The 21,490-nt window shown below is 72.9% G+C and carries 18 protein-coding genes and 1 CRISPR repeat array (1 of these 19 cut by a window edge); of the genes, 7 read left to right on the plus strand and 11 right to left on the minus strand.

Translation table 11 applies throughout. The annotated features are described in order from the left end of the window. Window positions 1-956: a CRISPR direct-repeat array (repeat unit 29 nt; unit sequence CTGCTCCCCGCGCCCGCGGGGATGGACCC) (it extends 903 nt beyond the left edge of the window). A 365-nt stretch (window positions 957-1,321) separates the two neighbouring features. Continuing rightward, window positions 1,322-2,704 (plus strand): glutamate decarboxylase, encoded by a 1,383-nt coding sequence (locus ABZT14_RS13195; protein WP_356300662.1) that lies wholly within the window; start codon window positions 1,322-1,324, stop codon window positions 2,702-2,704. A 299-nt stretch (window positions 2,705-3,003) separates the two neighbouring features. Here ABZT14_RS13195 and ABZT14_RS13200 read toward each other — a convergent pair whose 3' ends face one another. Then, window positions 3,004-3,732, minus strand: a complete 729-nt coding sequence (locus tag ABZT14_RS13200) for a C39 family peptidase (protein ID WP_356300665.1) — start codon at window positions 3,730-3,732, stop codon at window positions 3,004-3,006. A gap of 448 nt (window positions 3,733-4,180) precedes the next feature. Between ABZT14_RS13200 and ABZT14_RS13205 the strand changes: the two genes are divergently transcribed. Then, on the plus strand, window positions 4,181-4,894 hold the full coding sequence (locus ABZT14_RS13205; RefSeq protein ID WP_356300668.1) for an HNH endonuclease family protein: 714 nt from the start codon (window positions 4,181-4,183) through the stop codon (window positions 4,892-4,894). Further along, a complete protein-coding gene (locus ABZT14_RS13210; RefSeq protein WP_356300671.1) occupies window positions 4,891-5,169 on the plus strand; it encodes a hypothetical protein in 279 nt (92 codons plus the stop codon). Before ABZT14_RS13205 ends, ABZT14_RS13210 begins: the two co-directional genes overlap by 4 nt. A gap of 27 nt (window positions 5,170-5,196) precedes the next feature. On the opposite strand, the gene ABZT14_RS13215 is transcribed toward ABZT14_RS13210, so the two are convergent. Then, complete coding sequence (locus tag ABZT14_RS13215) at window positions 5,197-7,599, minus strand: ABC transporter permease (RefSeq protein ID WP_356300674.1); 2,403 nt, start codon at window positions 7,597-7,599, stop codon at window positions 5,197-5,199. Further along, complete coding sequence (locus tag ABZT14_RS13220; RefSeq protein WP_356300677.1) at window positions 7,599-8,372, minus strand: ABC transporter ATP-binding protein; 774 nt, start codon at window positions 8,370-8,372, stop codon at window positions 7,599-7,601. Before ABZT14_RS13220 ends, ABZT14_RS13215 begins: the two co-directional genes overlap by 1 nt. A gap of 107 nt (window positions 8,373-8,479) precedes the next feature. Here ABZT14_RS13220 and ABZT14_RS13225 point away from each other — a divergent pair, with 107 nt between their 5' ends. Next, window positions 8,480-9,706, plus strand: coding sequence for a sensor histidine kinase (locus tag ABZT14_RS13225; protein ID WP_356300680.1), 1,227 nt, complete (start codon window positions 8,480-8,482; stop codon window positions 9,704-9,706). After that, window positions 9,691-10,347 carry a response regulator transcription factor gene (locus tag ABZT14_RS13230; RefSeq protein WP_356300683.1) on the plus strand — a complete coding sequence of 219 codons (657 nt, stop codon included), beginning with the start codon at window positions 9,691-9,693 and terminating at the stop codon, window positions 10,345-10,347. The genes ABZT14_RS13225 and ABZT14_RS13230 overlap by 16 nt, the downstream gene beginning before the upstream one ends. A 15-nt stretch (window positions 10,348-10,362) precedes the next feature. Here ABZT14_RS13230 and ABZT14_RS13235 read toward each other — a convergent pair whose 3' ends face one another. From ABZT14_RS13235 to ABZT14_RS13250, 4 genes are all read right to left on the minus strand, one after another. Beyond that, entirely contained in the window at window positions 10,363-11,451 is a 1,089-nt protein-coding gene (locus ABZT14_RS13235) for an ABC transporter permease (protein WP_356300686.1), read from the minus strand. Further along, window positions 11,448-12,179: an ABC transporter ATP-binding protein gene (locus tag ABZT14_RS13240; RefSeq protein WP_356300689.1), complete on the minus strand. Its 732-nt coding sequence runs from the start codon at window positions 12,177-12,179 to the stop codon at window positions 11,448-11,450. The genes ABZT14_RS13235 and ABZT14_RS13240 overlap by 4 nt, the downstream gene beginning before the upstream one ends. 124 nt (window positions 12,180-12,303) lie before the next feature. Next, the gene (locus ABZT14_RS13245) at window positions 12,304-13,182 is read right to left on the minus strand and encodes a diacylglycerol kinase family protein (RefSeq protein ID WP_356300692.1); all 879 of its coding nucleotides are present in this window, start codon (window positions 13,180-13,182) and stop codon (window positions 12,304-12,306) included. A 40-nt stretch (window positions 13,183-13,222) separates the two neighbouring features. Next, on the minus strand, window positions 13,223-14,875 hold the full coding sequence (locus tag ABZT14_RS13250) for an FAD-binding oxidoreductase (RefSeq protein WP_356300695.1): 1,653 nt from the start codon (window positions 14,873-14,875) through the stop codon (window positions 13,223-13,225). Window positions 14,876-14,976: 101 nt separating this feature from the next. Here ABZT14_RS13250 and ABZT14_RS13255 point away from each other — a divergent pair, with 101 nt between their 5' ends. Together ABZT14_RS13255 and ABZT14_RS13260 are read left to right on the plus strand one after the other, a co-directional pair. Beyond that, the gene (locus tag ABZT14_RS13255; protein WP_356300698.1) at window positions 14,977-15,573 is read left to right on the plus strand and encodes a TetR/AcrR family transcriptional regulator; all 597 of its coding nucleotides are present in this window, start codon (window positions 14,977-14,979) and stop codon (window positions 15,571-15,573) included. Beyond that, window positions 15,570-17,153, plus strand: coding sequence for a glycerol-3-phosphate dehydrogenase/oxidase (locus ABZT14_RS13260; RefSeq protein WP_356300701.1), 1,584 nt, complete (start codon window positions 15,570-15,572; stop codon window positions 17,151-17,153). Before ABZT14_RS13255 ends, ABZT14_RS13260 begins: the two co-directional genes overlap by 4 nt. Window positions 17,154-17,186: 33 nt before the next feature. Here the strand turns inward: ABZT14_RS13260 and ABZT14_RS13265 are convergent, their stop codons facing one another. From ABZT14_RS13265 to ABZT14_RS13280, 4 genes are all read right to left on the minus strand, one after another. Next, the gene (locus ABZT14_RS13265; RefSeq protein ID WP_356300704.1) at window positions 17,187-17,405 is read right to left on the minus strand and encodes a dodecin; all 219 of its coding nucleotides are present in this window, start codon (window positions 17,403-17,405) and stop codon (window positions 17,187-17,189) included. Window positions 17,406-17,578: 173 nt separating this feature from the next. Beyond that, complete coding sequence (locus ABZT14_RS13270; protein WP_356300707.1) at window positions 17,579-18,604, minus strand: chitinase; 1,026 nt, start codon at window positions 18,602-18,604, stop codon at window positions 17,579-17,581. 481 nt (window positions 18,605-19,085) lie between these two features. Beyond that, complete coding sequence (locus ABZT14_RS13275; RefSeq protein WP_356300710.1) at window positions 19,086-20,477, minus strand: dihydrolipoamide acetyltransferase family protein; 1,392 nt, start codon at window positions 20,475-20,477, stop codon at window positions 19,086-19,088. 30 nt (window positions 20,478-20,507) lie between these two features. Further along, entirely contained in the window at window positions 20,508-21,488 is a 981-nt protein-coding gene (locus tag ABZT14_RS13280) for an alpha-ketoacid dehydrogenase subunit beta (RefSeq protein ID WP_356301248.1), read from the minus strand. Window positions 21,489-21,490 lie beyond the last annotated feature (2 nt).

Below are 21,490 nucleotides of genomic sequence, written 5' to 3' on the forward strand. Positions count from 1 at the left end.
GTCGACCTCGATCTGCTCCCCGCGCCCGCGGGGATGGACCCCCTCCGTGGCCGCCGGTGGAGGCCCGTCCCAACTGCTCCCCGCGCCCGCGGGGATGGACCCAACCGCGTCGCCTCGATCGAGGACCAGCGGCACTGCTCCCCGCGCCCGCGGGGATGGACCCAGGTCCAGGAGCACGCCAAGGGCTGCAGCTTCCTGCTCCCCGCGCCCGCGGGGATGGACCCTGCCGCCGGATGCTTCCCAGCGAGTACGAGCTCTGCTCCCCGCGCCCGCGGGGATGGACCCGACTGCCATACGGTCGCATCCCGAAGCGGAACCTGCTCCCCGCGCCCGCGGGGATGGACCCACCTTCGGGAAATCGTCGGGTGGGTGAACAAACTGCTCCCCGCGCCCGCGGGGATGGACCCCTCGAGACCGTGCACGGGAAGACCGACGCCGACTGCTCCCCGCGCCCGCGGGGATGGACCCCCGACACGCGTCCGCGTAGGGGTGGCCCTACTCTGCTCCCCGCGCCCGCGGGGATGGACCCTGCCCGGGGTGCAACGCCTCGGGTGGTGTTGGCTGCTCCCCGCGCCCGCGGGGATGGACCCCAGACTGCTTTGGCTAAGGGTCTGCGGATCACCTGCTCCCCGCGCCCGCGGGGATGGACCCCAAGCGGTCGCCCGCGCGCTCACCTTCGCCGGCTGCTCCCCGCGCCCGCGGGGATGGACCCACCGGCCCCGTGCGGCCTACCTCTGCATCCGACTGCTCCCCGCGCCCGCGGGGATGGACCCGCCGGCAAGGGCCACACGGCCGGAACGCTCGCCTGCTCCCCGCGCCCGCGGGGATGGACCCTGACCCTCACTCTTCTCCTTGACCTTCATGCCCTGCTCCCCGCGCCCGCGGGGATGGACCCTCCGGGCGGCGTCGCACGGATCCGCCGTTCATCTGCTCCCCGTGCACGCGGGGATGGACCCTGCCCGCCGCCATCGACCTCGACCTGCCCCGCCCCACGCGGAGAAGAGCCCGACCTGGTCATCGGCACGGAGGTGATGGGCAGCCACTCGCCCGGTACGGGTGACTCGCGGAGTGGGAGCGGACGCCCGGGACGGGGCCCAGGCCCAGCCCACCGTTCCCAGCTCCGCAGACCCAGCCCCCCAAACCCAGCCACCCCACCCACCCGACGAACCGGCGCCGGCGCCGACGAACCAGCGCCGACGTTGGCGTTGGCTTGGCACATTCGGGTGCGAGGGGGCGACACAGGTGGAGGGGACCGGTGGTGGCGGGTGGGAATTCGGATAGGGAGGGGAGGTCATGTTCGTCCGCGAGAAGACGGTGGCCCATGTCCCTGCACCAGACGCACGACCCCGCCTCGTCGGAGGACGACGTCTACGCCCTGCCGATCAGCCAGGCCGAACTTCCCAAGCGCCGTATGCCCGAGGAGGTGTCGAATCCCCGGTCCGTGCTGGAGGTTGTCGCCGGCGAGCTGACGCTTGACGGAAACGCCTCGCAGAACCTGGCGACCTTCTGTACGACCTGGGTCGAACCGGAGGTGCATGAACTCATGAACCTCTGCCTGGAAAAGAACATGATCGACAAGGACGAGTATCCGCAGACGGCGGAGATCGAAAAGCGCTGCGTGCACATCCTGGCCGATCTGTGGAACTCGCCGGACCACGCGACGACCGTCGGATGTTCCACCACCGGTTCCAGCGAGGCGTGCATGTTGGCTGGGCTGGCCCTCAAGTGGCGGTGGCGGCAGAGGCGTGAGGCCCAGGGGAAGCCCGTGGGGCGGCCCAATCTGGTGTGCGGGCCGGTACAGGTGTGCTGGGAGAAGTTCGCGAGGTATTTCGACGTCGAGCTGCGGCAGGTTCCCCTGGAGGCCGAGGGGGTGGGAATCCAGGCGCACCAACTGCGGGACTACGTGGACGAGAACACCATGGGAGTGGTCGCCATTCTCGGTGTGACGTTCACCTGTGTCTACGAGCCGGTGGAGAGTATCGCGGCGGAACTCGACCGTATTCATGAGGAGACGGGTCTGGACGTTCCCGTGCACGTGGACGCGGCCAGTGGGGGATTCGTCGCCCCTTTCCTCCAGCCCGACGTGGTCTGGGATTTCCGGCTGCCCCGGGTGGCGTCGATCAACTCCTCGGGGCACAAGTACGGACTGGCGCCGCTGGGGGTCGGGTGGGTGGTGTGGAGTACGCCGGAACTGCTGCCCAAGGACCTCGTGTTCAACGTGGACTACCTCGGTGGGCAACTGCCGACCTTCGCGCTCAATTTCTCCCGTCCGGCGGGGGAGATCGTCGCGCAGTACTACAACTTTCTCCGCCTGGGGCGTGCCGGATACCGCCGGGTGCACCAGTCCTGCGCGAAGAGCGCCGCCATGTTGGCGGAGAAGGTCGCGGAGATGGGGCCCTTCACCGTTCTGTACGACGGTGAGGGCGCGCTGCCGGCGGCCGTCTGGCGGTTGAGCGATCCCGAGCGCGCCGGATTCACGTTGTACGACCTCTCGGACGAGCTACGTCGAGGGGGCTGGCAGCTTCCCGCGTACCCGCTGCCTCCGTCCCGCCAGGAGACGGTCGTCCAGCGGGGGCTGGTGCGGCACGGTATGGGGTACGACCGGGTCGCCCTGCTGGTGGAGGACATCCGGGCGGCGGCGGAGGGGCTGTCGCGGGGGCGGGCCACCGGACATGTCGAGGCCCAGCCGAGCTTCCACCACTGAGGCGGGCGATGCGGGCGGAGGCGTACGGAGGGGGAGCCACACCGTGGGCGGGCGTCGACGAGGGGCGTGGGCCCGCCGGTCGTGGCCGTACGAGTGGTCCGCCGAGGGCCTGGGCCGGTGGTGCTCGTGGCCGGGGGACGGTGCGGGATGTGGAGCGCCCGCCCTCGGCCTTCCCCGGTGACCGGGTACTTCGAGGGCGGGCGCTTTCACGCCCCGGGGGATGAGGGGACGCCGTACAGCGGCCGGGGCGTGGGGGTGGGGGGTCGGCGCGAGGCCGTGGCTCGGCGCGAGGCCGTGGCTCAGGCCGAGTAGCCCTTCGGCGGGATCAGGCTGGCCAGCTGAGAGAAGTCCAGCCAGTAGATCTGGTAGCCGTTGAAGGAGGCGGAGTCGGCGATCAGCACCGTGTTGTAGTCGGTGTCGTAGCCGATGACCGCGAAGTAGTGGTACACGGTCTGGTCGGAGGGGTAACCGGGGGGCTGGTTACCGGGGGGCGCGACGATGTTGGCGACGATCGCGTAGTTGTTGTCGATGTCGGCGGTGACGTCGGACCACAGCAGGTCCTTCTGGGCCTGGGTGGGCGGGTCGTTGGGCATCTCGCGGGTGTAGTACTCACCGGCGTCGATGCGGGAGTTCAGCACGGTCGTGACCTGGCTGATGTGGTCGGTGCCGCCGGTGTGGGTGCCGAGTTCGGCGGCCAGGGTGGCCTGGCTGGGGGCGGCGACCCGGGCGGAGAGGGCGCAGCGGGTGGCGGCGGGGCCGCACCAGTAGCCGGTCTCCTGGACCTGGTACTCCACCGACAGGACGTGCTCGCCCTTGGCGTGCACCTCCTTGGTGCGCAGCACCGGGAACTTGCTGCGGTGGCCACGGACGACCTCGGTGGCGACCTGGACACCGTTGGAGTTGGCGGGGCTCGGGGGGATCGGAGCGACGCCCTGGCGGGGGCGCGGCTTCGCCTGGGAGGTGCCGGTGGACAGGAGGGTGCCGGCGGCGCCGAGTGCGAGGGCGCTGGCGAAAACTCTTCTTCGCATGTGAGCTTCCTTCACTGTGAGGGGCGGCATGAGCATGCCATAACAACAGCGTTATGGGGAGGGAAGGTTCGGAAATACGCGACAGCGCGGTCACGTCCGATACCGAGGGTCTTGCCGTCTCGCACCCGCCCCACCTGCGGTCCTCCCTCCGGGGTGGGAGTCGGAGGTGCTTACGGGCCGTCGGCTGGAGGGTGCCCGCCCCTTGCGGTCCGTGACCGTTCGGGCGCCTGGTGGGGTGGCCGTGGCCTCTGGTGAGGGGTGGGCGGATGGCTGATAAGCGCCCCTCCGGCGCGGACCGTATGACCGGAACCGCGGGGCCCGCTGGGGTGGTGCGGGGGCCGCCCCCGTGTCGCGGGCCGGCCCAACTGGCGCGGGATGGTGGGGGGTTGGGGATGGGTAGGGTCCCGGAGACGGAACGTGCTGGTCGGAACCGGAAGGGGCGGGGTGGATGCGGGCTGGTCGGTGGTGGAGGTACGGGGCGGCGTCACTGGCGGTGCTGGTGGTGGCCGGGTGTGGGCCCCTGGACGGTGAGGGGACGGCGGCCGACGAGGGCCGGCCGTCCTCCGGGTCGTCCGACGAACCGGAGGGCAAGGGGGGTTCGGGCGACGACGGGCTGCCGGGGATGCCGACCGAGAAGGAGGCCCGGGACCGGTTGGCGGGGTTGAAGGTGGCCGCGCACGGGTCGATGGACGGCTACTCGCGGGAGAAGTTCCCACACTGGTCCTCGCACGGGGAGAACTGCGACACCAGGGAGAAGGTCCTCCAGCGCGCCGGCGAGGATGTCCGCCGCGACCAGCAGTGCCGGGCGGTCTCCGGCCGCTGGACCAGCGTCTACGACGGCGAGAAGGTCACCGACGCCTCGGAGTTGGACATCGACCACATGGTGCCGTTGGCCGCCGCCTGGCGCTCCGGGGCCGCCCGCTGGACCCAGGAGCGGCGTGAGGAGTTCGCCAACGACCTGCGCCGCCCCCAGTTGTTGGCGGTGACCGCCACCACCAACCGGACCAAGGGGGACCAGGGGCCAGAGGAGTGGCAGCCTCCTGCCAAAGAGTACTGGTGCTCCTACGCCCGGGCCTGGACGGCGGTGAAGTCGACGTACCGGTTGACGGTCACCGCCGGGGAGAAGGACAGGCTGGGCGGGATGTTGGACACCTGCCGATGACCGGCGAGCGGTACGAGGACCGGGTGCGGGCCGGTTCGGGCGGGGTGATGACCGACGAGGTCGGTGTGGTGACCGGGGAGTTGACGGTGGTCACCCGCGCCCTTGTCGCGGACGGGGAGGGCGGGGCGACGGTGGACGTGCGGTACACCGGGGCCGAGGAGTCGTACACCCTCACCGGGTGTCCGGTCGCCGTCCCCGCCGGCGGGCTGGCGGAGCTGCACTCCCGCGTGCTGGAGCGGGTACGCCGGGGTGGTGCGGCCCGGGCCCCGGGCTGAGCGGGGTCCGGGCCGGGCGGGTGTGGCTCACGTTCCCCGGTCCTCGGTGCCGGTGGCTTCCCCTCGGAGGGCCCACCGGGTGACGAGCAGGTTGGCGGTGGCCGCCAGCAGCAGGGTGCTGAGGGTCACCCCGGCCAGCACCGTCGGGTCCAGTCGGAGCCGGACGGGGGTGGAGGTCACCTGGGACAGGCCCGAGGCCATGCCGGTGAGGGGGCCCAGGGGGACCAGGGCGCCCAGTGCCGCGCCGACGGTGACCACCAGCGAGGTCTCCGCGAGGGAGAACAGCAGCAGTTGGCCCCTGGTGCCGCCGGCGGTTCGCAGTACCGCCAGCTCGCGGCGCCGTTGGTGGGCGGCCATCGCCATACCGTTGGTCAGGGCGATACCGCTGTAGCCGACGGCGATGACGACGAGCATCACCGCGAGGCTGTCCGTGAGCCGGGCGTCGGTGGCGTAGTCCTCCAGGGCGTACCGCACCGCCTCGCGCATCGTCGTACCGGGATAGGCCGAGGTCGGGCGGGAGGCGGCCGGTACGAACAGGTCGTCGGTGAGCGCGGCCGGGTCGTGGTCCCGCACCAGTCGGCGGGAGACCACGAAGTCGCCCCGCGCCGGGTCGTCCGGGAGCACCCGGGCGATCCGCAGCCGCACCGTGGTTCCGTCGGCGAACCGCACCGGCCGGTGGTCCCCGGCCCGTACCCCGAGGTGCTCGGCCATCCGCCGGCCCAACACCGCCTGGCCGGGCCGGTCCCAGCGCGGGTCGCGGGACCCCAGGGCGTCGACGACGGTACGCCGCCCCTCCCGGTCCGGTACGAAGGCCCGGGTGGGCACCACCGCCTTGCCCACCGGATGGGCGCCGACCACCTCCGCGCTGTGACCGGGGGTGCCGTCGGGGGCCACGATCACCTGGCCCCGTAGCCGGTGCGCGTCCCCGGCCGGGTAGGCCACCCGCATCGTCTCCACCATGCCGGTCAGCAGTACGGCGAACCCCACCGCCGCGATCACCGGGGCCGCGAGGGCCGCCGCCCGCCCGGGGTGGGCCCGCAGTTCGGCCCGTACCAGCAGGGGACTGGCCGAGCCCAGCCGGTGGAACGGCGCGGTGAGCATCCGGGCGGCGGGGGCCACCACCACCGGGGCGAGCAGGGTGGCCGCCACGATCAGCGCCATGGTGGCGAGGATCGCGGAGTTGACCCGGTCGTCGGCGCTGGCCGTGGCGGTCACCACCGCCAGCAGCCCGCCCACACCCAGCGTGGCCAACCCGCCCACCGCACGGCCCCGACCGAGAGGCCGGCCCGCCGCGCCCTCCTGGGACAGCGCCTCGACGGGTGCGATCCGGGCCGCCCGGCGGCTGGCCGACCAGGCGCCCAGCACACTGATCCCCACGCCGACACCGGCCGCCGTCAGCAGCGGCCAGGCGGACACCCGCAGGGTGAGGTCGGGTGGGGTGACGTCCAGGCCGCGCAGCAGGTTCCGCAGTGCCGGGGCGGCGGCCACCCCCGCCAGGCAGCCGGCGAGGGAGCCCAGCAGGCCCACCACCGCGGCCTCGCCCAGGATCATGCGGCGGATCTGGTGGGGGGCCGCGCCGACGGTGCGCAGCAGCCCGATCTCCCGCCGGCGCAGGGTGGTGGACAGCGCCAGCATGGAGGCGACCGCGAACAGGGTGGTGAACAGGCTGAGCAGGGCCATGGCGCCGAGCAGTTGGGTGCCCAGGAACCGTTTGTGGTCCACGAACTCCGGCTGGAGCGCGGCCCGTTGGTCCCCGGTGGTTAGCTCGCCCCGGTCGCCGAGCAGGTGCCGCGCCCGCCGCTCCGCCCCGGGGGTGAGGGTGCCGTCGTCGGTGCGCAGCGCGATGGCCCGTACGCCGGGTTGCTGCCGTGCGGCGAAGGCGTCGGTGAACCAGTAGCCGGGCCCGTCCAGGGTGCCGACCACCCGGAACGGGGTACGCCCGGCGCTGAGGTTGACGGTGAGCCGGCCGCCCACCGGTACGCCCAGGGCGCGGTCCACCACGACCTCGCCGGCCGAGGTCGGCGCCCGCCCGGTGACCAGGTGTTCCGGTCCGAGCCGGACGCTGGACCAGCCGTGCCCCGCTTCCAGGGCCCCCTCGTCCGCCACCGGTTCACCGTGCCGGAACGCCTGGGCGTAGAAGGCGCGGTCGGCGACCGCCGAGGTCACGCCGGGCAGGGCGGCCAGCCGCTCGACCAGGGACCGGGCCTCGCCCGGGCTCCAGGGCACCCGGTCCCGGGAGGTGCCGTCCTGGTCCGGGGCCTTCGGGGCGAGGGCCAGGGCGGTGGTGGACGTCAACCGGGGCTGCGTCTTCGGTCGGGCCGAGTCGTGCAGTACCAGGGTGGTGGTGATCAGGGCGACGCCCACCAGGACGGCCACGAAGGAGGCCAGGAACCCGGTCCAGCGTTCCCGGATGTTCGCCAGGACCAGCATCAGTCCTCCAGCCGGGCCATGTGGGCCGCGACGGTGGCGGCCTGACCGGGTTCGCCGGGGGAGGCGGTCTCCAGCGGGAGGCGGCCGGCGACCCGGCCGTCCTTGAGGAAGACCACCAGGTCGGTGAAGGCGGCGGCGGCCGGGTCGTGGGTGACCATCAGTACGGTCTGCCCGTGGTCGTCGACCAGTCGGCGCATCAGCCGGAGGACCTGGCGGGAGGCGGTGGTGTCCAGGGCTCCGGTGGGTTCGTCGGCGAACAGGGTCTCCGGCCGGGTCACCAGGGCCCGGGCCAGGGCGACGCGTTGCTGTTGTCCGCCGGACAGTTCGCCGGGGCGGTGGTGGGCCCGGTCGGCCAGCCCCACCGAGGCGAGTGCGGCCTCGACCCGGTCCCGGCTGACCCGGCGTCCGGCGAACCGGGAGGGCAGTTCGACGTTGCCGGCGGCGGTGAGGGAGGCGACCAGGTTGAGGGACTGGAAGACGAAGCCGATCTGGTCGCGGCGCAGCGCGGTACGCCGGCGCTCGTCGAGCGGGCCGAGGTCGACGCCGGCGACGGTGACCCGGCCGTCGGTGGGGCGTTCCAGGCCGGCCGCGCACCGCAGGAGGGTGGACTTGCCGGAGCCGGACGGTCCCATGACGGCGGTGAAGGTGCCTCGGGGGAAGGTGAGGGAGACCCGGTCCAGGGCGGTGACGGAGCGGGGGCCGCTGCCGTACTCCTTGCTCAGGGAGTCGAGTCGTACCGCCTCGGAGGACGGTACGTCGGTGGTGGTGGACATGGGTCGATTCCAGCCGTCGGGGCAGGTCGGCACACGGGCCCGGGCGCTACTTCGGGGGTAGAGCTGGCTCTACTCCGGTGGCCGGGCCGCTGGGCTAGCGTCGGCGCATGAGCCCGAGAACGGCATGGCAGGCGATGGCCCGGCGGCCCCTGCGGTTTCTGACCTCGTCCTGGCCCTGGCGTGCGGTGACCTATCTGGCCACCGGGGTGCTGGTCGGTTCGGTGGCGCTGGCGGTGTTCGCCGCCGGGCTCACGGTGGGGTTGGCGCTGCTGCCGGTGCTGGTGGGTCTGGTCGTGCTGGTCGGGGTGGTGCTGTTCGCGGTGGCCGTGGCGAGGCTGGAGCGGCGCCGGCTGTTGCTGGTCGACCGGGACGGGCTGCCCGACCCCCACCGGCCGGCCGGTGGGGGCGGTTTCAGGGCCTGGGCGACCACCCGGCTGACCGAACAGGTCACCTGGCGGGAGCTGCTGTTCACCCTGGTGTCGGCCGCCGCGCTGTGCTGGCTGGACCTGTTGGTGCTGGCCTTCTCCTTCGGTGTGCCCGCGCTGACCTTCGAGGCCCTGTGGGTGGACCGGACGACCTGGCCGTGGGCGGCCTTCGGGGTGGTCGTGCTGCTGGCCTCGCCGTACACCGTGACCTCCTGGGCCGGGGCCCGGGGCGCCCTGGTGCGTACGCTGCTCGCCCCGCGTGACGGGGAGTTGGGGGAGTCGCTGACCCAGGTGCGGGCCTCGCGGGCGCGGTTGCTGGACTCCTTCGACGCCGAGCGCCGACGGATCGAGCGGGACCTGCACGACGGCGCCCAGCAGCGGCTGGTGTCGCTCGGGATGACGTTGGGGCTGATGCGGCTGGACGTGGCTCCCGGTTCCCCGCTGGCCGGGCGGCTCACCGAGGCGGAGGGGCAACTCGCCGACGCCCAGCGGGAGTTGCGGCGGCTGGTGCGGGGGCTGAGCCCGCCGGTACTGGCCGACCACGGGCTGGTGGCCGCCGTCGAGGACCACGCCAGCCGCTTCCCGGTGCCGGTCACCGTCGACCTCCAGCTGCCGGGCAGGCTGCCGGCCAAGACCGAGACCCACCTCTACTACGTCATCAACGAGGCCATGACCAACATCGCCCGCCACAGCGGGGCCCGCAGCGCCCGGGTGTACGGCCGCTACCACTCCGACCTGCTGGTGCTGGAGATCAGCGACGACGGACGGGGCGGGGCCGACCCGGAGGCCGGCAGTGGTCTGACCGGCCTCGCCGACCGGGTCACCGCCCTGGACGGGCGGATGCGGGTGTCCAGTCCGCCGTCGGGCCCGACCCTGTTGCACGTGGAGGTCCCGTGCCACTTCGGGTGACCCTGGCCGAGGACGCGGTACTGCTGCGGGAGGGGCTGATCGGCCTGCTGGACCGCTTCGGCCACCGGACGCTGGCCGCCGTCGGGGACGCCCGGGCGCTGCGGCGGGCCGTCGAGGCCGAGCGCCCCGACCTGCTGCTCACCGACGTGCGGATGCCGCCGGGGGAGGGGGACGACGGGCTGCGGGAGGCGCTCGCCCTGCGGGAGCGGTACCCGGGGCTGCCGGTGCTGGTGCTCAGCCAGTACGTGGAACGGTCGTACGCGGTACGGCTGCTGGACTCCGGGGGCGGCGTCGGGGTGGGGTACCTGCTGAAGGAACGGGTGGGCGCCGTCGAGGACTTCATGGCCGCCGTGGACCGGGTCGCGGCGGGCGGCACGGTGGTGGACCCGGAGGTGGTGCAGCAACTGGTCCGGCTCCGACCGGACCCGCTGGAGCGGCTCAGCCCCCGGGAGCGGGAGGTGCTGGCCCTGATGGCGGAGGGGCGCAGCAACGCCAACATGGCCGCGCGGCTGTTCGTCAGCGAGGCCGCCGTCCACAAGCACGTCGGCAACATCTTCGACAAGCTGGACCTGCCGGTGGACACCGACGGCCACCGGCGGGTGCTGGCGGTGCTGGCGTTCCTCAGGGCGCCCGGAAGCTGAGGCCCCCGGGGTCGGTCAGGCGTCGTCCCACTTGAACAGGCGGGCCGCCAGCGCGGTGAGCACCACGGTGAACAGCAGCAGGCCGCCCATGGTGGGCAGGACGTCGCCCCAGCCGCCGCCCCGGCTGAGCACCTGCTGCATCGCCGTGTTGAGGTGCTTCAGGGGCAGCACCTGGGAGATGGACTGCACCCAGTCCGGGGTGGCGTCGAGGGGGAAGAAGGAGCCGGAGAGGAAGGCCATCGGGAGGATGATGATCTGCATCAGCCCGTTGGCGGCCTCCTCGGTCTTGGCCCAGGAACCCACCAGCAGCCCGACCGACATGAACGCGAGGGTGCCGCAGACCACCAGGGGGATGGACAGCCACCACATGCCGGTCAGTTGGAGGCCGTAGTACGGCAGGGTGGCCACGCCCAGGAAGATCGCGGTCTGGGCGAAGGCCAGGGCGAGGCTGACCCCGATCCGGGCACCGATGACCGTACCGGCGCCGATGGGGGCCAGCCACAGTCGGCGCAGGATGCGCTTCTTCCGCCAGTTGACCAGGACGAACGCCGCCGAGAAGGCCCCGCCCATGGCGATGGCCCAGCCCAGCAGGCCCGGGGCGAGGAACTGGATCGCCTGGAGGGAGTCGTCCTCGACGGTGGCGGTCTTGAGGGTGTAGGCCGGGGGCTTGCCGGTGGCGGCCACGTTGGCCTGCTGCACCATGGCGTTGATGACCCCGCGTACGTTGCCGGCGCGCGCCTGGTCGGCCGCGGAGTACTGGAGCCGGACCTCGCCGTCCCGCTGGGTGATCATCGCGTCCTGGTCGCCGCCACGGACCTGGCGCAGCGCGTCCTCGCGGTCGCTGGACTTGGTGATCGTCAGGGACTTCTCGATCTGCTTCTTGGTCTCCGCCGGCATCTTGTCCAGCACGGCGACCTGGCCGACCTGCACCACCTTGGCGTGCGGGGTGGCGTCGTTCTTGAACAGGGCCCCGAACAGCACCAGGAACATCAGGGGGAAGACCAGCATGAAGAAGACCGCCGCCCGGTCCCTGGCCAGGCCCAGCACCATCGCCTTGGACAGCTGGAGGAAGGGGCTGGCCTCCCTGTTCGCGCGCCGACTCACTCCCGGTACTCCCGCCCCGTCAGCTGGAGGAACACGTCCTCCAGGGTCTCTACGCCGAACTCGGCGATCAGTTCCGTCGGTGGGCCGACCCGCAGGATCCGGCCGGCGTCCATGACGGCCACCCGGTCGCAGAGGATCTGCGCCTCGTCCATGTAGTGCGTGGTGAGGACCACCGTCCGCCCCTCGGCGTTGATCTGCCGCAGCAGGTCCCACAGGTTGCGCCGGGCCTGGGGGTCCAGGCCGGTGGTGGGCTCGTCCAGGAACACCAGCTCCGGGTCGTGCACCAGGGCGCAGGCCAGGGACAGGCGTTGGGCCTGGCCGCCGGAGAGCTTGTCGTCCCGGACGTTCGCCTTCTCGGTGAGGCCGACCTTGTCCAGCATGGCGTCGGCCGTGGCGTGGCCGACGTGGTAGAGGGAGGCGAAGGTGCGGATCTGCTCCCGGGCGGTGAGCTTCTCGAAGAACGCGGAGGCCTGGAGCTGTACGCCCAGGCGTCGCAGGAGTTCGGGGTTACGCGGCCAGGAGGGTTCGCCGAGCAGCAGGGCCTTGCCCGAGTCGGGTTCGCGCAGGCCCTCGATCAGTTCCAGGGTGGTCGTCTTGCCCGCGCCGTTGGGGCCGAGGATTCCGTAGAACTCGCCCCGTCGTACTTCGAGGTTGACGCCGTCCACGGCCTGTACGTCGCCGTAGCGCTTGCGCAGCTCCTCGGCTCGGATGGCGGGATCACCGGTCATCTGCGCAGACTAACCTCGGAATCCATGATTCCGTCCGGTTCTTTTTTAGGTCTTGAGCCAGACTTGCCCGGGGCAGGAGAGTGGGTCCTCCCGGCTCCCGACGGGCGGCGCCGAGGCAGCGGGCTCAGGCCAGCAGGGTCAGGGCACCGGGGAGTATCCGGGCGGTGACCGGCAGTTCGGCGATCAGCTCCCCGTCCCCTCCGTAGTCCAGCCGGCGGTCGGCCTCGATACGGACCTCACGCCCCCGCAGCACCTCGTACTGCGGGCGCCCGACCTGCCGGCCGTCCTTCAGCTCGTTCATCACCGTGAAGAACAGCCGTCGGGGGGCGTGGTGGATGACGACCACGTCCAGCAGCCCGTCGTCCAGGGCGGCGCCCGGGGCGACGTGCCGGCCGAAGCCGTAGTAGCCGGAGTTGGCGGCGACCACGGTGTAGCCGGTGCGCTGGTGCGAGGCGCCGTCGAGGGTGAGGCGGTAGGTCGCCGGGCGCCAGGCCGCCACCGCGCGGAGGCTGCCCATGTAGTAGGCGGCCGAGCCCGGGAGCCGGGAGGCGTTGGCGTGCCGGTTGGCCAGGGCGTCCACCCCGGCGTAGACGCTGCCCAGCACGGTGACCGCGCGCCCGTCGGCGGCCTCGACCTCGATGGCGTCCACGGAGCGGGGCCGCCCGTGCAGCAACAGCGCGGCGAGGGCGTCCGGTTCGGAGGGCAGGGACAGGGCGCGGGCGAAGTCGTTGCCCCGGCCCACCGGTACGAGGCCGGCGACCGCCTCGGTCCCGGCCAGCGCGCCGACCACTCCGCCGACCATGCCGTCACCGCCCACGGCCAGGACGATCCGGCCCGCTTCGGCGGCCTGTCGGGCCAGGGCGCGGGCGTGGTCGAGGTCGTCGCTGTAGGCGACCTCCAGGGTGGCGCCGCCCTCGCGCAGGGTCCGGCCCAGGGGCACCAGTGCCGCCGCGCCCCGTGCGCCGCCCGCCGTGGGGTTGACGATGGCGGTGAACTGTCTCATGACGGGGCTCCGTTCGACGGGCGCCGGGCTCGGCGGACGGTCACCGGACCGGGGGCAGCAGGACGCCGGGGTTGAGGACGCCGGTCGGGTCGAGCCGTTCCTTGACCGCGTGCAGCAGCTCGACGCCCAGGGGGCCGATCTCCTCCCGGTAGCTCTCGCGGTGGTCGACGCCCACGCCGTGGTGGTGGCTGATGGTGCCGCCGGCGTCCAGGATGGCCCGGTTCGCGGCCTCCTTGGCCACCGCCCAGTGGGCCACCGGGTCGGTGGGGCCCTGGGCGGAGACCACCGTGAAGTACAGGGAGGCGCCGGTCGGGTAGACGTGGGAGATGTGGCACAGCACCAGGGGCGGGGTGCCGGCGGCGGTGAGGGTGTCGGTGAGCGCGGTCCGTACGGCCTGGTAGAGCTGGGGCAGCCGGGACCAGAAGGCGGCTGTCTCCAGGGTCTCGGCGAAGGCGCCCACGTCCAGCAGGGCGTCCCGCAGGTAGGGGCCGGAGTACCGGCCGCGCGCCCAGTCCTGTCCGGGCCCCTCGCCCAGGGCCCGCCCCCCGGCCTGTTCCAGTACGTGGTGGGCGCCGGCGCGGCGCTGCTCCACCTCGGCCCCGGTGCCCTCGTACCCGGTGATGACCAGGCAACCACCGGACTGCTCGGGGGAGTTGAGGGCCTCGCCGATCGCTGAGGGGTCGGCGAGGCCCACCATGGTCTCGGTCTCGTCGGACAGCCGCAGCACCGTGGGCAGGGGGCCGTCCTGGACCAGTTGGCGCAGGGCGTCCTGGCCGGCCTCGAAGCTGGGGAACCGCCAGCCCTCGTAGTGGGTCCGCTCGGGCACCGGGTGCACCCGCACCGTCACCGAGGTGATGACGCCCAGCGTGCCCTCGGAGCCGAGCAGGAGCTGGCGCAGGTCGGGGCCGGCCGCCGAGCGGGGGGCCCGGCCCAGGGTGAGCGTGCCGCGCGGGGTGGCGACCCGTAGCGCCATGACCATCTCGTCGAAGCGGCCGTACCCGGCGGAGGACTGACCGCTGGAGCGGGCGGCGGCAAAGCCGCCGACGGTGGCCCACTCGAAGGACTGGGGGAAGTGGCCCAGGGTGAGGCCGTGTTCGGCCAGCAGGGCCTCGGCCCGGGGGCCGCGCAGCCCGGCGCCCAGTTCGGCGGTACGGGAGACGGGGTCGACCTCGGTCAGCCGGTCGAGGCGCCGCAGGTCCAGGGCGACGGTCGCGGTGAGGGCGTCCCCGCCGTCGGTGCCGTCGGCGCCGTCGGCGCTGGTCCGCCCGGTCAGCGGACTGAGTCCGCCCACCACGGAGGTGCCGCCGCCGAACGGGACGACGGCGACCCGGTGCGCGGAGCAGATCCGCAGGACGGCCAGCACCTGGTCGTGGTCGGCGGGCAACACCACCGCGTCCGGGGCGTCGGCGGTGGAGCCGGAGCGCATCCGCAGCAGGTCGGGGGTGGACTTGCCTCCGGTGTGGCGGACGCGGGTCTCGTCGTCCTCGCGGAGGTGCTCCTCCCCGACGGCCTCGACGAGTGCGGTACGTGCTTCGGGGGCCAACCGGCCGGGGGGCGGGGTGAGTTGGTCCAGGGGTACGGCGGGGGTCTCGGCCGGCCGTACGCCGAGCAGGTCCCGCAGCAGCCGTGTGGCCTCCTCGGGCAGGGGCTTGGCCTGACCGGGGTCGCCCCAGCCGTTCCACCGCATGTCCACCCGGCTCACCTGGCCCTTCGCCGTGTCGTGTTCTTGGGGTGCCGTTTCGGCTCCGGTCGGTGGGCTGTGCTCCCCCGGCCGAGGCCGATACACTATGACACATGGAGTCCAAACGTCACAGTGCCAGCGACGACCCGGTCCTGGACGCGGCCCTCAGCTGTGTGCTCGCCGTCGGGGTGCGCCGCACCACCTTCACCGACGTCGCCCGCAAGGCCGGCCTGTCCCGGATGACCCTCTACCGCCGCTGGCCCGACGTGCGCGCCCTGGTCGCGGACCTCATCACCCGCGAGTGGACCGCCGTCGCCGTCGGCGCCAGCCCCGCACCCGACGACCCCCGGCCGGTCCGCGAGCAACTGGTCGAGGGCCTGGTCGGCGGACTGCGCACGCTGCGGAGCCACCCCCTGCTGCGCAAGATCCTGGAGGTCGACCCGGAGATGCTGCTGCCGTACCTCTTCGACCGCCGGGGCGCCAGCCAGGACGTACTGCTGGAACTGCTGGAGGAGGGGTTGGCGCGCGGACACCAGGACGGCTCGGTACGCCCCGACCACCCCCGACGGCAGGCCCGTTCGCTGCTGCTGGTCATCCAGTCCTACGCGCTCTCCCTCCAGACCATGACCGAGGACGACGACCCCGAACTCACCGACACCACCTACGAGGACGAGCTACGGCACATCCTGGACAGGACGCTCACCCCATGACCGGCACCCCTGGCACCCACGGCACCCCCGGTACGACCACCACCACCGCCTCCCTGCACGCCGACCGCAGGCAGAGGGAACTGGACGAACTCGCCCGGGGCCACACCGTGGACGTCCTGGTGGTCGGACTCGGGGTCACCGGCGCCGGGGTGGCCCTCGACGCCGCCTCCCGGGGACTGTCGGTGGCCGCCGTCGACGCCCACGACCTGGCGTTCGGCACCTCCCGGTGGAGCTCCAAACTCGTGCACGGCGGCCTGCGTTACCTCGCCTCCGGCCAGGTCGGGGTGGCCCGGGAGTCCGCCGTGGAACGCCGGGTGCTGATGGAACGCACCGCACCCCACCTGGTGCGCCCCCAGCCCTTCGTCCTCCCCCTCACCCCGCTGGTCTCCCGACGGGGCGCCGCCCTGGCCCGGGCCGGACTGCGCGCCGGCGACCTGCTGCGGGTCACCGCCGGCACCGCCCGGGACACCCTGCCGGCCACCCGCTCCCTGTCCGCCGTGGAGACCCTGCGCGCCGCCCCCCTGCTACGCCCGCACGGTATACGCGGCGGCCTGCTGTCCTGGGACGGCCAACTCTCCGACGACGCCCGCCTGGTGACCGCCGTGGCCCGTACCGCCGCCCGCCACGGTGCCCGCGTCCTGACCCGGGTGCGCGCCCTGTCGCTGGACGGCGACGGCGCCCTGCTGCGGGACGAGCGGGGTGGCCGCGAGTTCCGGGTACGGGCCCGCACCGTGATCAACGCCAGCGGGGTGTGGGCCGGCGAACTGGTCGGCGACATCCGGCTCACCCCCTCGCGCGGCACCCACCTGGTGCTGCGCTCGGAGTCCCTGGCCGGCCTCGACCAGGGGCCAGGGCTGCACATCCCGGTGCCCGGCGAGAGCAACCGGTTCGTCCTGGTGCTGCCGCACGGGGAGGGGCGGGTCTACGTGGGGCTGACCGACGAACCGGTCGAGGGCCCGCTGCCGGACGTACCCGAGGTGCCCGAGTCCGACGTCGGCTTCCTGCTGGACGTCCTGGCCACCGTGCTGGAGGTGCCGGTACGCCGCGCGGACGTGGTCGGCGCCTTCGCCGGACTGCGCCCCCTGCTGCGCCCCTCCGGGCAGGACCGTACGGCCGACATCTCGCGTCGGCACGCGGTGCTGACCTCCCCGGAGGGGGTGGTGACCGTGGTGGGCGGCAAGCTGACCACCTACCGCAGGATGGCCCAGGACGCGGTGGACACCGCGCTCGCCGCCCGGGGGCTGACCGCCGGTCCGTGCCGTACCGCCCGGCTGCCCCTGGTGGGCGCCGACCGGCGGGACCGGCTGGCCCGGCTGCCCGCCCCCCGACGCCTGGTGGCCCGTTACGGCACCGAGGCGCCGGCCGTCCACGCGCTGGGCGCCGAGGACCCCTGGTTGCGGGAACCGGTGGCGCCGGGCCAGCCGGTCACCCGGGCCGAACTGCTCTGGGCGGCCCGCCACGAGGGCGCGTTGGACGAGTCCGACCTGCTGGACCGCCGTACCCGGGTGGGGCTGGTGCCCGAAGACCGCGCCGCCGCCCTGGAGTCGGCCCGCCAGGTGCTGGGCGCCGCCCGGCGGTGACCCCCGGCGCGGGGCGCCGGTCTCCTCGTCGACCTACTCGTCGGCGTCCTCCAGCCGGAAGCCGACCTTCATGCCCACCTGGAAGTGGGCGATCTCGCCGTCCTCGATGTGGCCCCGGACCTGGGTGACCTCGAACCAGTCGAGGCCGCGCAGGGTCTGGGAGGCGCGGGAGATGCCGTTGCGGATCGCGGCGTCCACCCCCTCGGGCGAGGTGCCGACGATCTCGGTGACGCGGTAGGTGTGGTCGCTCATCGCCGTATCTCCTCCTGTGCGGGCACATGGGTCCCTGCCGACTGTCCCGGGCGCGGGCGGGAGGCGCAAGGCGAGTCGGAGCCCCGGGCGCGCGGTCCGGCGTACGGCGTCCACGCCCGAGAGGGCCGCCCGGTGGTCCCGGGCGGCCCTCTCGGATGGGGTCTGCGGTCGGCTTACAGTCCGTGGACGTGCGGGCCGACGGTGCTGGACCACTTGTCGCCGTCGGAGGCGTCCCAGGCGGTGGACCAGGTCATGGCGCCCCGGATGCCGGGCCACTTCTCGTCCGGGGTGAACGAGCCGCAGTTCTCGCCCTTGGCCAGGCAGTCCAGCGCGTCGTTCACCACCTGCGGCTCGACGTAGCCGGAGCCGGCCGCGTTGGTGGAGGCGGGGGTGCCGATGCCGACCTGGGAGGGGTCGAGGCCGCCCTTGATCTGGACGCAGGCCAGCGAGGTGAGGAAGTCGACGGTGCCGGCGGAGTACACCTGGCCGTCACAGCCGTTCATCGAACCGCTGTTGTAGTACTGCATGTTGACGACCGTGAGGAAGTCCTTGATGTTCAGGGCCGTCTTGAAGTACTCGTTCTCCGGCGACTGCATGTCCACCGTCTGCGGAGCCATGGTCACCACCACGTCGGAGGCGGAGGAGTGGATCTTCTCCAGGGCCTTGGTCATGTACGTGGAGTTGAGCCCGTTCTCCAGGTCGATGTCGACCCCGTCGAACCCGTACTCCTCCATCAGGGACAGGATGCTGTCCGCGAAGGCGTCGGCCGAGGCGTCGTCGCTGACCTGGACCGAGCCCTTCTCGCCGCCGACCGAGACGATCACCGACTTGCCGTCCGCCTGCTTGGCGGCCACGTCGTCCTTGAACTGCTGCTCGTCGTAGTTGAGGTCGGGGTCCAGGTTGAAGTCCACCTGGCCCGCGGTGTCGGTGGCGTCCGCGAAGGCGACGGCGATGATGTCGTACTCGTCCTGGACATCGGCGATGGTCTGTACGGTCGCGCCGTTGTCGAAGTTCTGCCAGTAGCCGGTGACCGCGTGGTCGGGCACCTGGGAGGCGCCCACCCGGGGGGTCGGCGCGGGGGTTTCGGCGCTGGCGCTGCCGGCGCCCAGCGCGAGCAGGCCGCTCACGGCCAGCGCTCCGGCGGTGAGCCCGGCGAGGGTGCCGGTGCGGATACGTGAGGGGGTCTTGACGCGTGCCACAACTGCCTCCGACGTGGGGGGACATGGGGAGGTGGGACGGAACGTGACCCGGGGCCCCTCGGGTCGCCGTCCAATCTGGTCCAGACCAATAAGAATGTCAATGGTTCGCACAACGCCGACTCGGCGCACCGCCCTCTTCGCGGCGGCTACCTGCCCAACTGCCCTGCCGGCACGGGAGCTTGGCCCGAACTCCAGGCACTGACGTGCGGTTTCCGGTACGGCGACGGACGTGTGCCCCGCGTACCCGGGCGGAGGTTCGCGAGGGTGATCGCCGGGCCCGCGAGGGAGACGGTGTCCCGGCGACAAGGGGAGGCGCACCCTCCGCCGGTCGCTCCCTCGCACGCGCCGGCCGGCGCGGAACGGGCGACCGCGCCCACGGGTACGACCCCGGGGGGATGTCCCGCCCGGGGCCGTACTCCGCGAGGTCCGTCACCGGTGCCGGGGCGAGCGGTTACCGTCCGCCCCGCCGACCGCCCGGACTTCAGGCCCAGGTGATCAGACGCTTGGGCTGCTCCAGGATCGCCCCCACGTCCGCCAGCACCTTCGAGCCCAACTCCCCGTCCACCAGCCGGTGGTCGAAGGACAGCGCCAGCGTGGTGACCTGCCGGGGCTTCACCTTGCCCTTGTGCACCCACGGCTGCTCCTTGACGGCGCCGAAGGCCAGGATGGCCGACTCCCCCGGGTTGAGGATCGGGGTGCCGGTGTCCACTCCGAAGACGCCCACGTTGGTGATGGTCACCGTGCCCTGGGCCATGTCCGCCGGGCTGGTCTTGCCCTCCCGTGCGGTGGACACCAACTCCCCCAGAGCCTGGGCCAGTTGGGGCAGCGTGAGGCTGTGCGCGTCCTTGATGTTCGGCACGATCAGCCCGCGCGGTGTGGCGGCGGCGATCCCCAGGTTGACGTAGTGCTTGCGCACGATCTCCTGGCGCTCGGCGTCCCAGGCGGCGTTCACCTCCGGGTGCCGCTTGATGGCCACCAGCAGGGCCTTGGCCACCAGCAGCAGCGGGTTGACCCGCAGACCGGCGAACTCCCGGTCCTCCTTCAGCTCCCGCACCAGCTTCATGGTCCGGGTGACGTCCACGGTCACGAACTCCGTGACGTGGGGGGCGGTGAAGGCGCTGTCCACCATCGCCTGCGCGGTGGCCTTGCGCACCCCACGGATCGGCTCCCGGGTCTCCCGGGCCGTGGTCTCGACCGCCTCCGGGGCCGCCTCGGAGGGCGCCGCCGTCGGGGCCGGCTCGGCCGGAGTACGGGCGGCCTCGACCGCCGCGTGCACGTCCTCCCGGGTGATGGTGCCCTGCGGGCCGGTGGGGGTGACCGTGGTCAGGTCGACACCCAGGTCCTTGGCCAGCTTCCGCACCGGCGGCTTGGCCAGCGGGCGGGCCCCGGTGGGGGTGGCCGCGGGTGCCGGCTCCACGGGCGGTGCGGCGGCGTCGCCGTTCACCGCCGGGGCGGCCGGAGCCTCGGTGGCGGCACCGGGCTGGGGCTTGCGGGGGCGCCGCTTGGTGGTGGAGGCGGCCACCCCGTAACCGACCAGCACCGGCTGTCGGCCCCCGGTCGTCCCCTCGGCGCCCTGGGCCGGTGCCTCCTCGGCGGCCGGCTCCTCCGGCTCCTCGCCGGGACGGGTGTCCACCGAGATGATCGCGGTGCCCACGTCCACCATGGTCCCCTCCGCGAAGTGCAGTTCCTGCACCACACCGTCGAAGGGGATCGGCAGCTCCACGGCGGCCTTGGCGGTCTCCACCTCCAGGGCGACCTGTCCGTCGGTGACCGTGTCACCGGGCTTCACGTACCACTTGAGGATCTCCGCCTCGGTCAGCCCCTCGCCCACGTCGGGCATCTTGAACTCACGGAAGCGGTCCGTGTTCGTCATCATCGTCACAGCTCTCCGTCGTGCCCTCTCTCAGTACGCCAGCGACCGGTCGACCGCGTCCAGCACCCGGTCCAGGCCGGGGAGGTACTCGTCCTCCAGCCGCGAGGGCGGATAGGGGGCGTGGAAGCCGCCGACGCGCAGCACCGGAGCCTCCAGGTGGTAGAAGCAGCGCTCCTGGACGCGGCTGGCGATCTCGGCGCCGGAGCCCAGGAACACCGGGGCCTCGTGCACGACCACCAGGCGGCCGGTGCGCTCGACCGAGGCGGTCACGGTGTCCACGTCCATCGGGGACAGGCTGCGCAGGTCCACGACCTCCAGCGAGTGCCCCTCGGCGGCGGCGGCCTCGGCGACCTCCAGGCAGAGCTTGACGGTCGGGCCGTACCCGACCAGCGTCAGGTCGGTGCCGGACTTGGCCACCCGGGCCTTGTCCATGGGGGCGGGCGGGCCGCTGAGGTCCACCTCGCACTTGTCCCAGTACCGGCGCTTGGGCTCGAAGAAGATCACCGGGTCGTCGCAGGCGATGGCCTGCTGCAACATCCAGTAGCCGTCCTCGGCGTTGGCCGGGGCCATCACCCGCAGGCCGGCGGTGTGCATGAAGTACGCCTCGGGGGACTCGCTGTGGTGCTCCACCGCGCCGATGCCCCCGCCGTAGGGGATGCGGATGACGACCGGCACCCGGACCTTGCCCAGGGAGCGGGCGTGCATCTTGGCCAGCTGGGAGACGATCTGGTTGAACGCGGGGAAGACGAAGCCGTCGAACTGGATCTCCGCCACCGGACGCCAGCCGCGCAGGGCCAGACCGATCGCGGTGCCGACGATCCCGGACTCGGCGAGCGGGGAGTCCTTCACCCGGTCCTCGCCGAACTCCTGCTGGAGGTCCTCGGTGACCCGGAAGACGCCGCCGAGCTTGCCTACGTCCTCACCCTGCACCACCACCTTGGGGTCGTTGGTCAGGGCGTCCCGCAGGGACTGGTTGAGCGCCTTGGCGAGCGCCATCTTCTCGGTGCCCATGC

The organism is Streptomyces sp. NPDC005438, from assembly GCF_040606315.1.
In the GTDB taxonomy this organism is placed as follows: Bacteria; Actinomycetota; Actinomycetes; order Streptomycetales; family Streptomycetaceae; genus Streptomyces.

Coding starts and splice junctions, on each gene's coding strand:
- ABZT14_RS13195 (WP_356300662.1), top strand. CDS start 1,322: ATGTCCCTGCACCAGACGCACGACCCCGCCTCGTCGGAGGACGACGTC.
- ABZT14_RS13200 (WP_356300665.1), bottom strand. CDS start 3,732: ATGCGAAGAAGAGTTTTCGCCAGCGCCCTCGCACTCGGCGCCGCCGGC.
- ABZT14_RS13205 (WP_356300668.1), top strand. CDS start 4,181: ATGCGGGCTGGTCGGTGGTGGAGGTACGGGGCGGCGTCACTGGCGGTG.
- ABZT14_RS13210 (WP_356300671.1), top strand. CDS start 4,891: ATGACCGGCGAGCGGTACGAGGACCGGGTGCGGGCCGGTTCGGGCGGG.
- ABZT14_RS13215 (WP_356300674.1), bottom strand. CDS start 7,599: ATGCTGGTCCTGGCGAACATCCGGGAACGCTGGACCGGGTTCCTGGCC.
- ABZT14_RS13220 (WP_356300677.1), bottom strand. CDS start 8,372: ATGTCCACCACCACCGACGTACCGTCCTCCGAGGCGGTACGACTCGAC.
- ABZT14_RS13225 (WP_356300680.1), top strand. CDS start 8,480: ATGAGCCCGAGAACGGCATGGCAGGCGATGGCCCGGCGGCCCCTGCGG.
- ABZT14_RS13240 (WP_356300689.1), bottom strand. CDS start 12,179: ATGACCGGTGATCCCGCCATCCGAGCCGAGGAGCTGCGCAAGCGCTAC.
- ABZT14_RS13245 (WP_356300692.1), bottom strand. CDS start 13,182: ATGAGACAGTTCACCGCCATCGTCAACCCCACGGCGGGCGGCGCACGG.
- ABZT14_RS13255 (WP_356300698.1), top strand. CDS start 14,977: ATGGAGTCCAAACGTCACAGTGCCAGCGACGACCCGGTCCTGGACGCG.
- ABZT14_RS13260 (WP_356300701.1), top strand. CDS start 15,570: ATGACCGGCACCCCTGGCACCCACGGCACCCCCGGTACGACCACCACC.
- ABZT14_RS13265 (WP_356300704.1), bottom strand. CDS start 17,405: ATGAGCGACCACACCTACCGCGTCACCGAGATCGTCGGCACCTCGCCC.
- ABZT14_RS13275 (WP_356300710.1), bottom strand. CDS start 20,477: ATGACGAACACGGACCGCTTCCGTGAGTTCAAGATGCCCGACGTGGGC.
- ABZT14_RS13280 (WP_356301248.1), bottom strand. CDS start 21,488: ATGGGCACCGAGAAGATGGCGCTCGCCAAGGCGCTCAACCAGTCCCTG.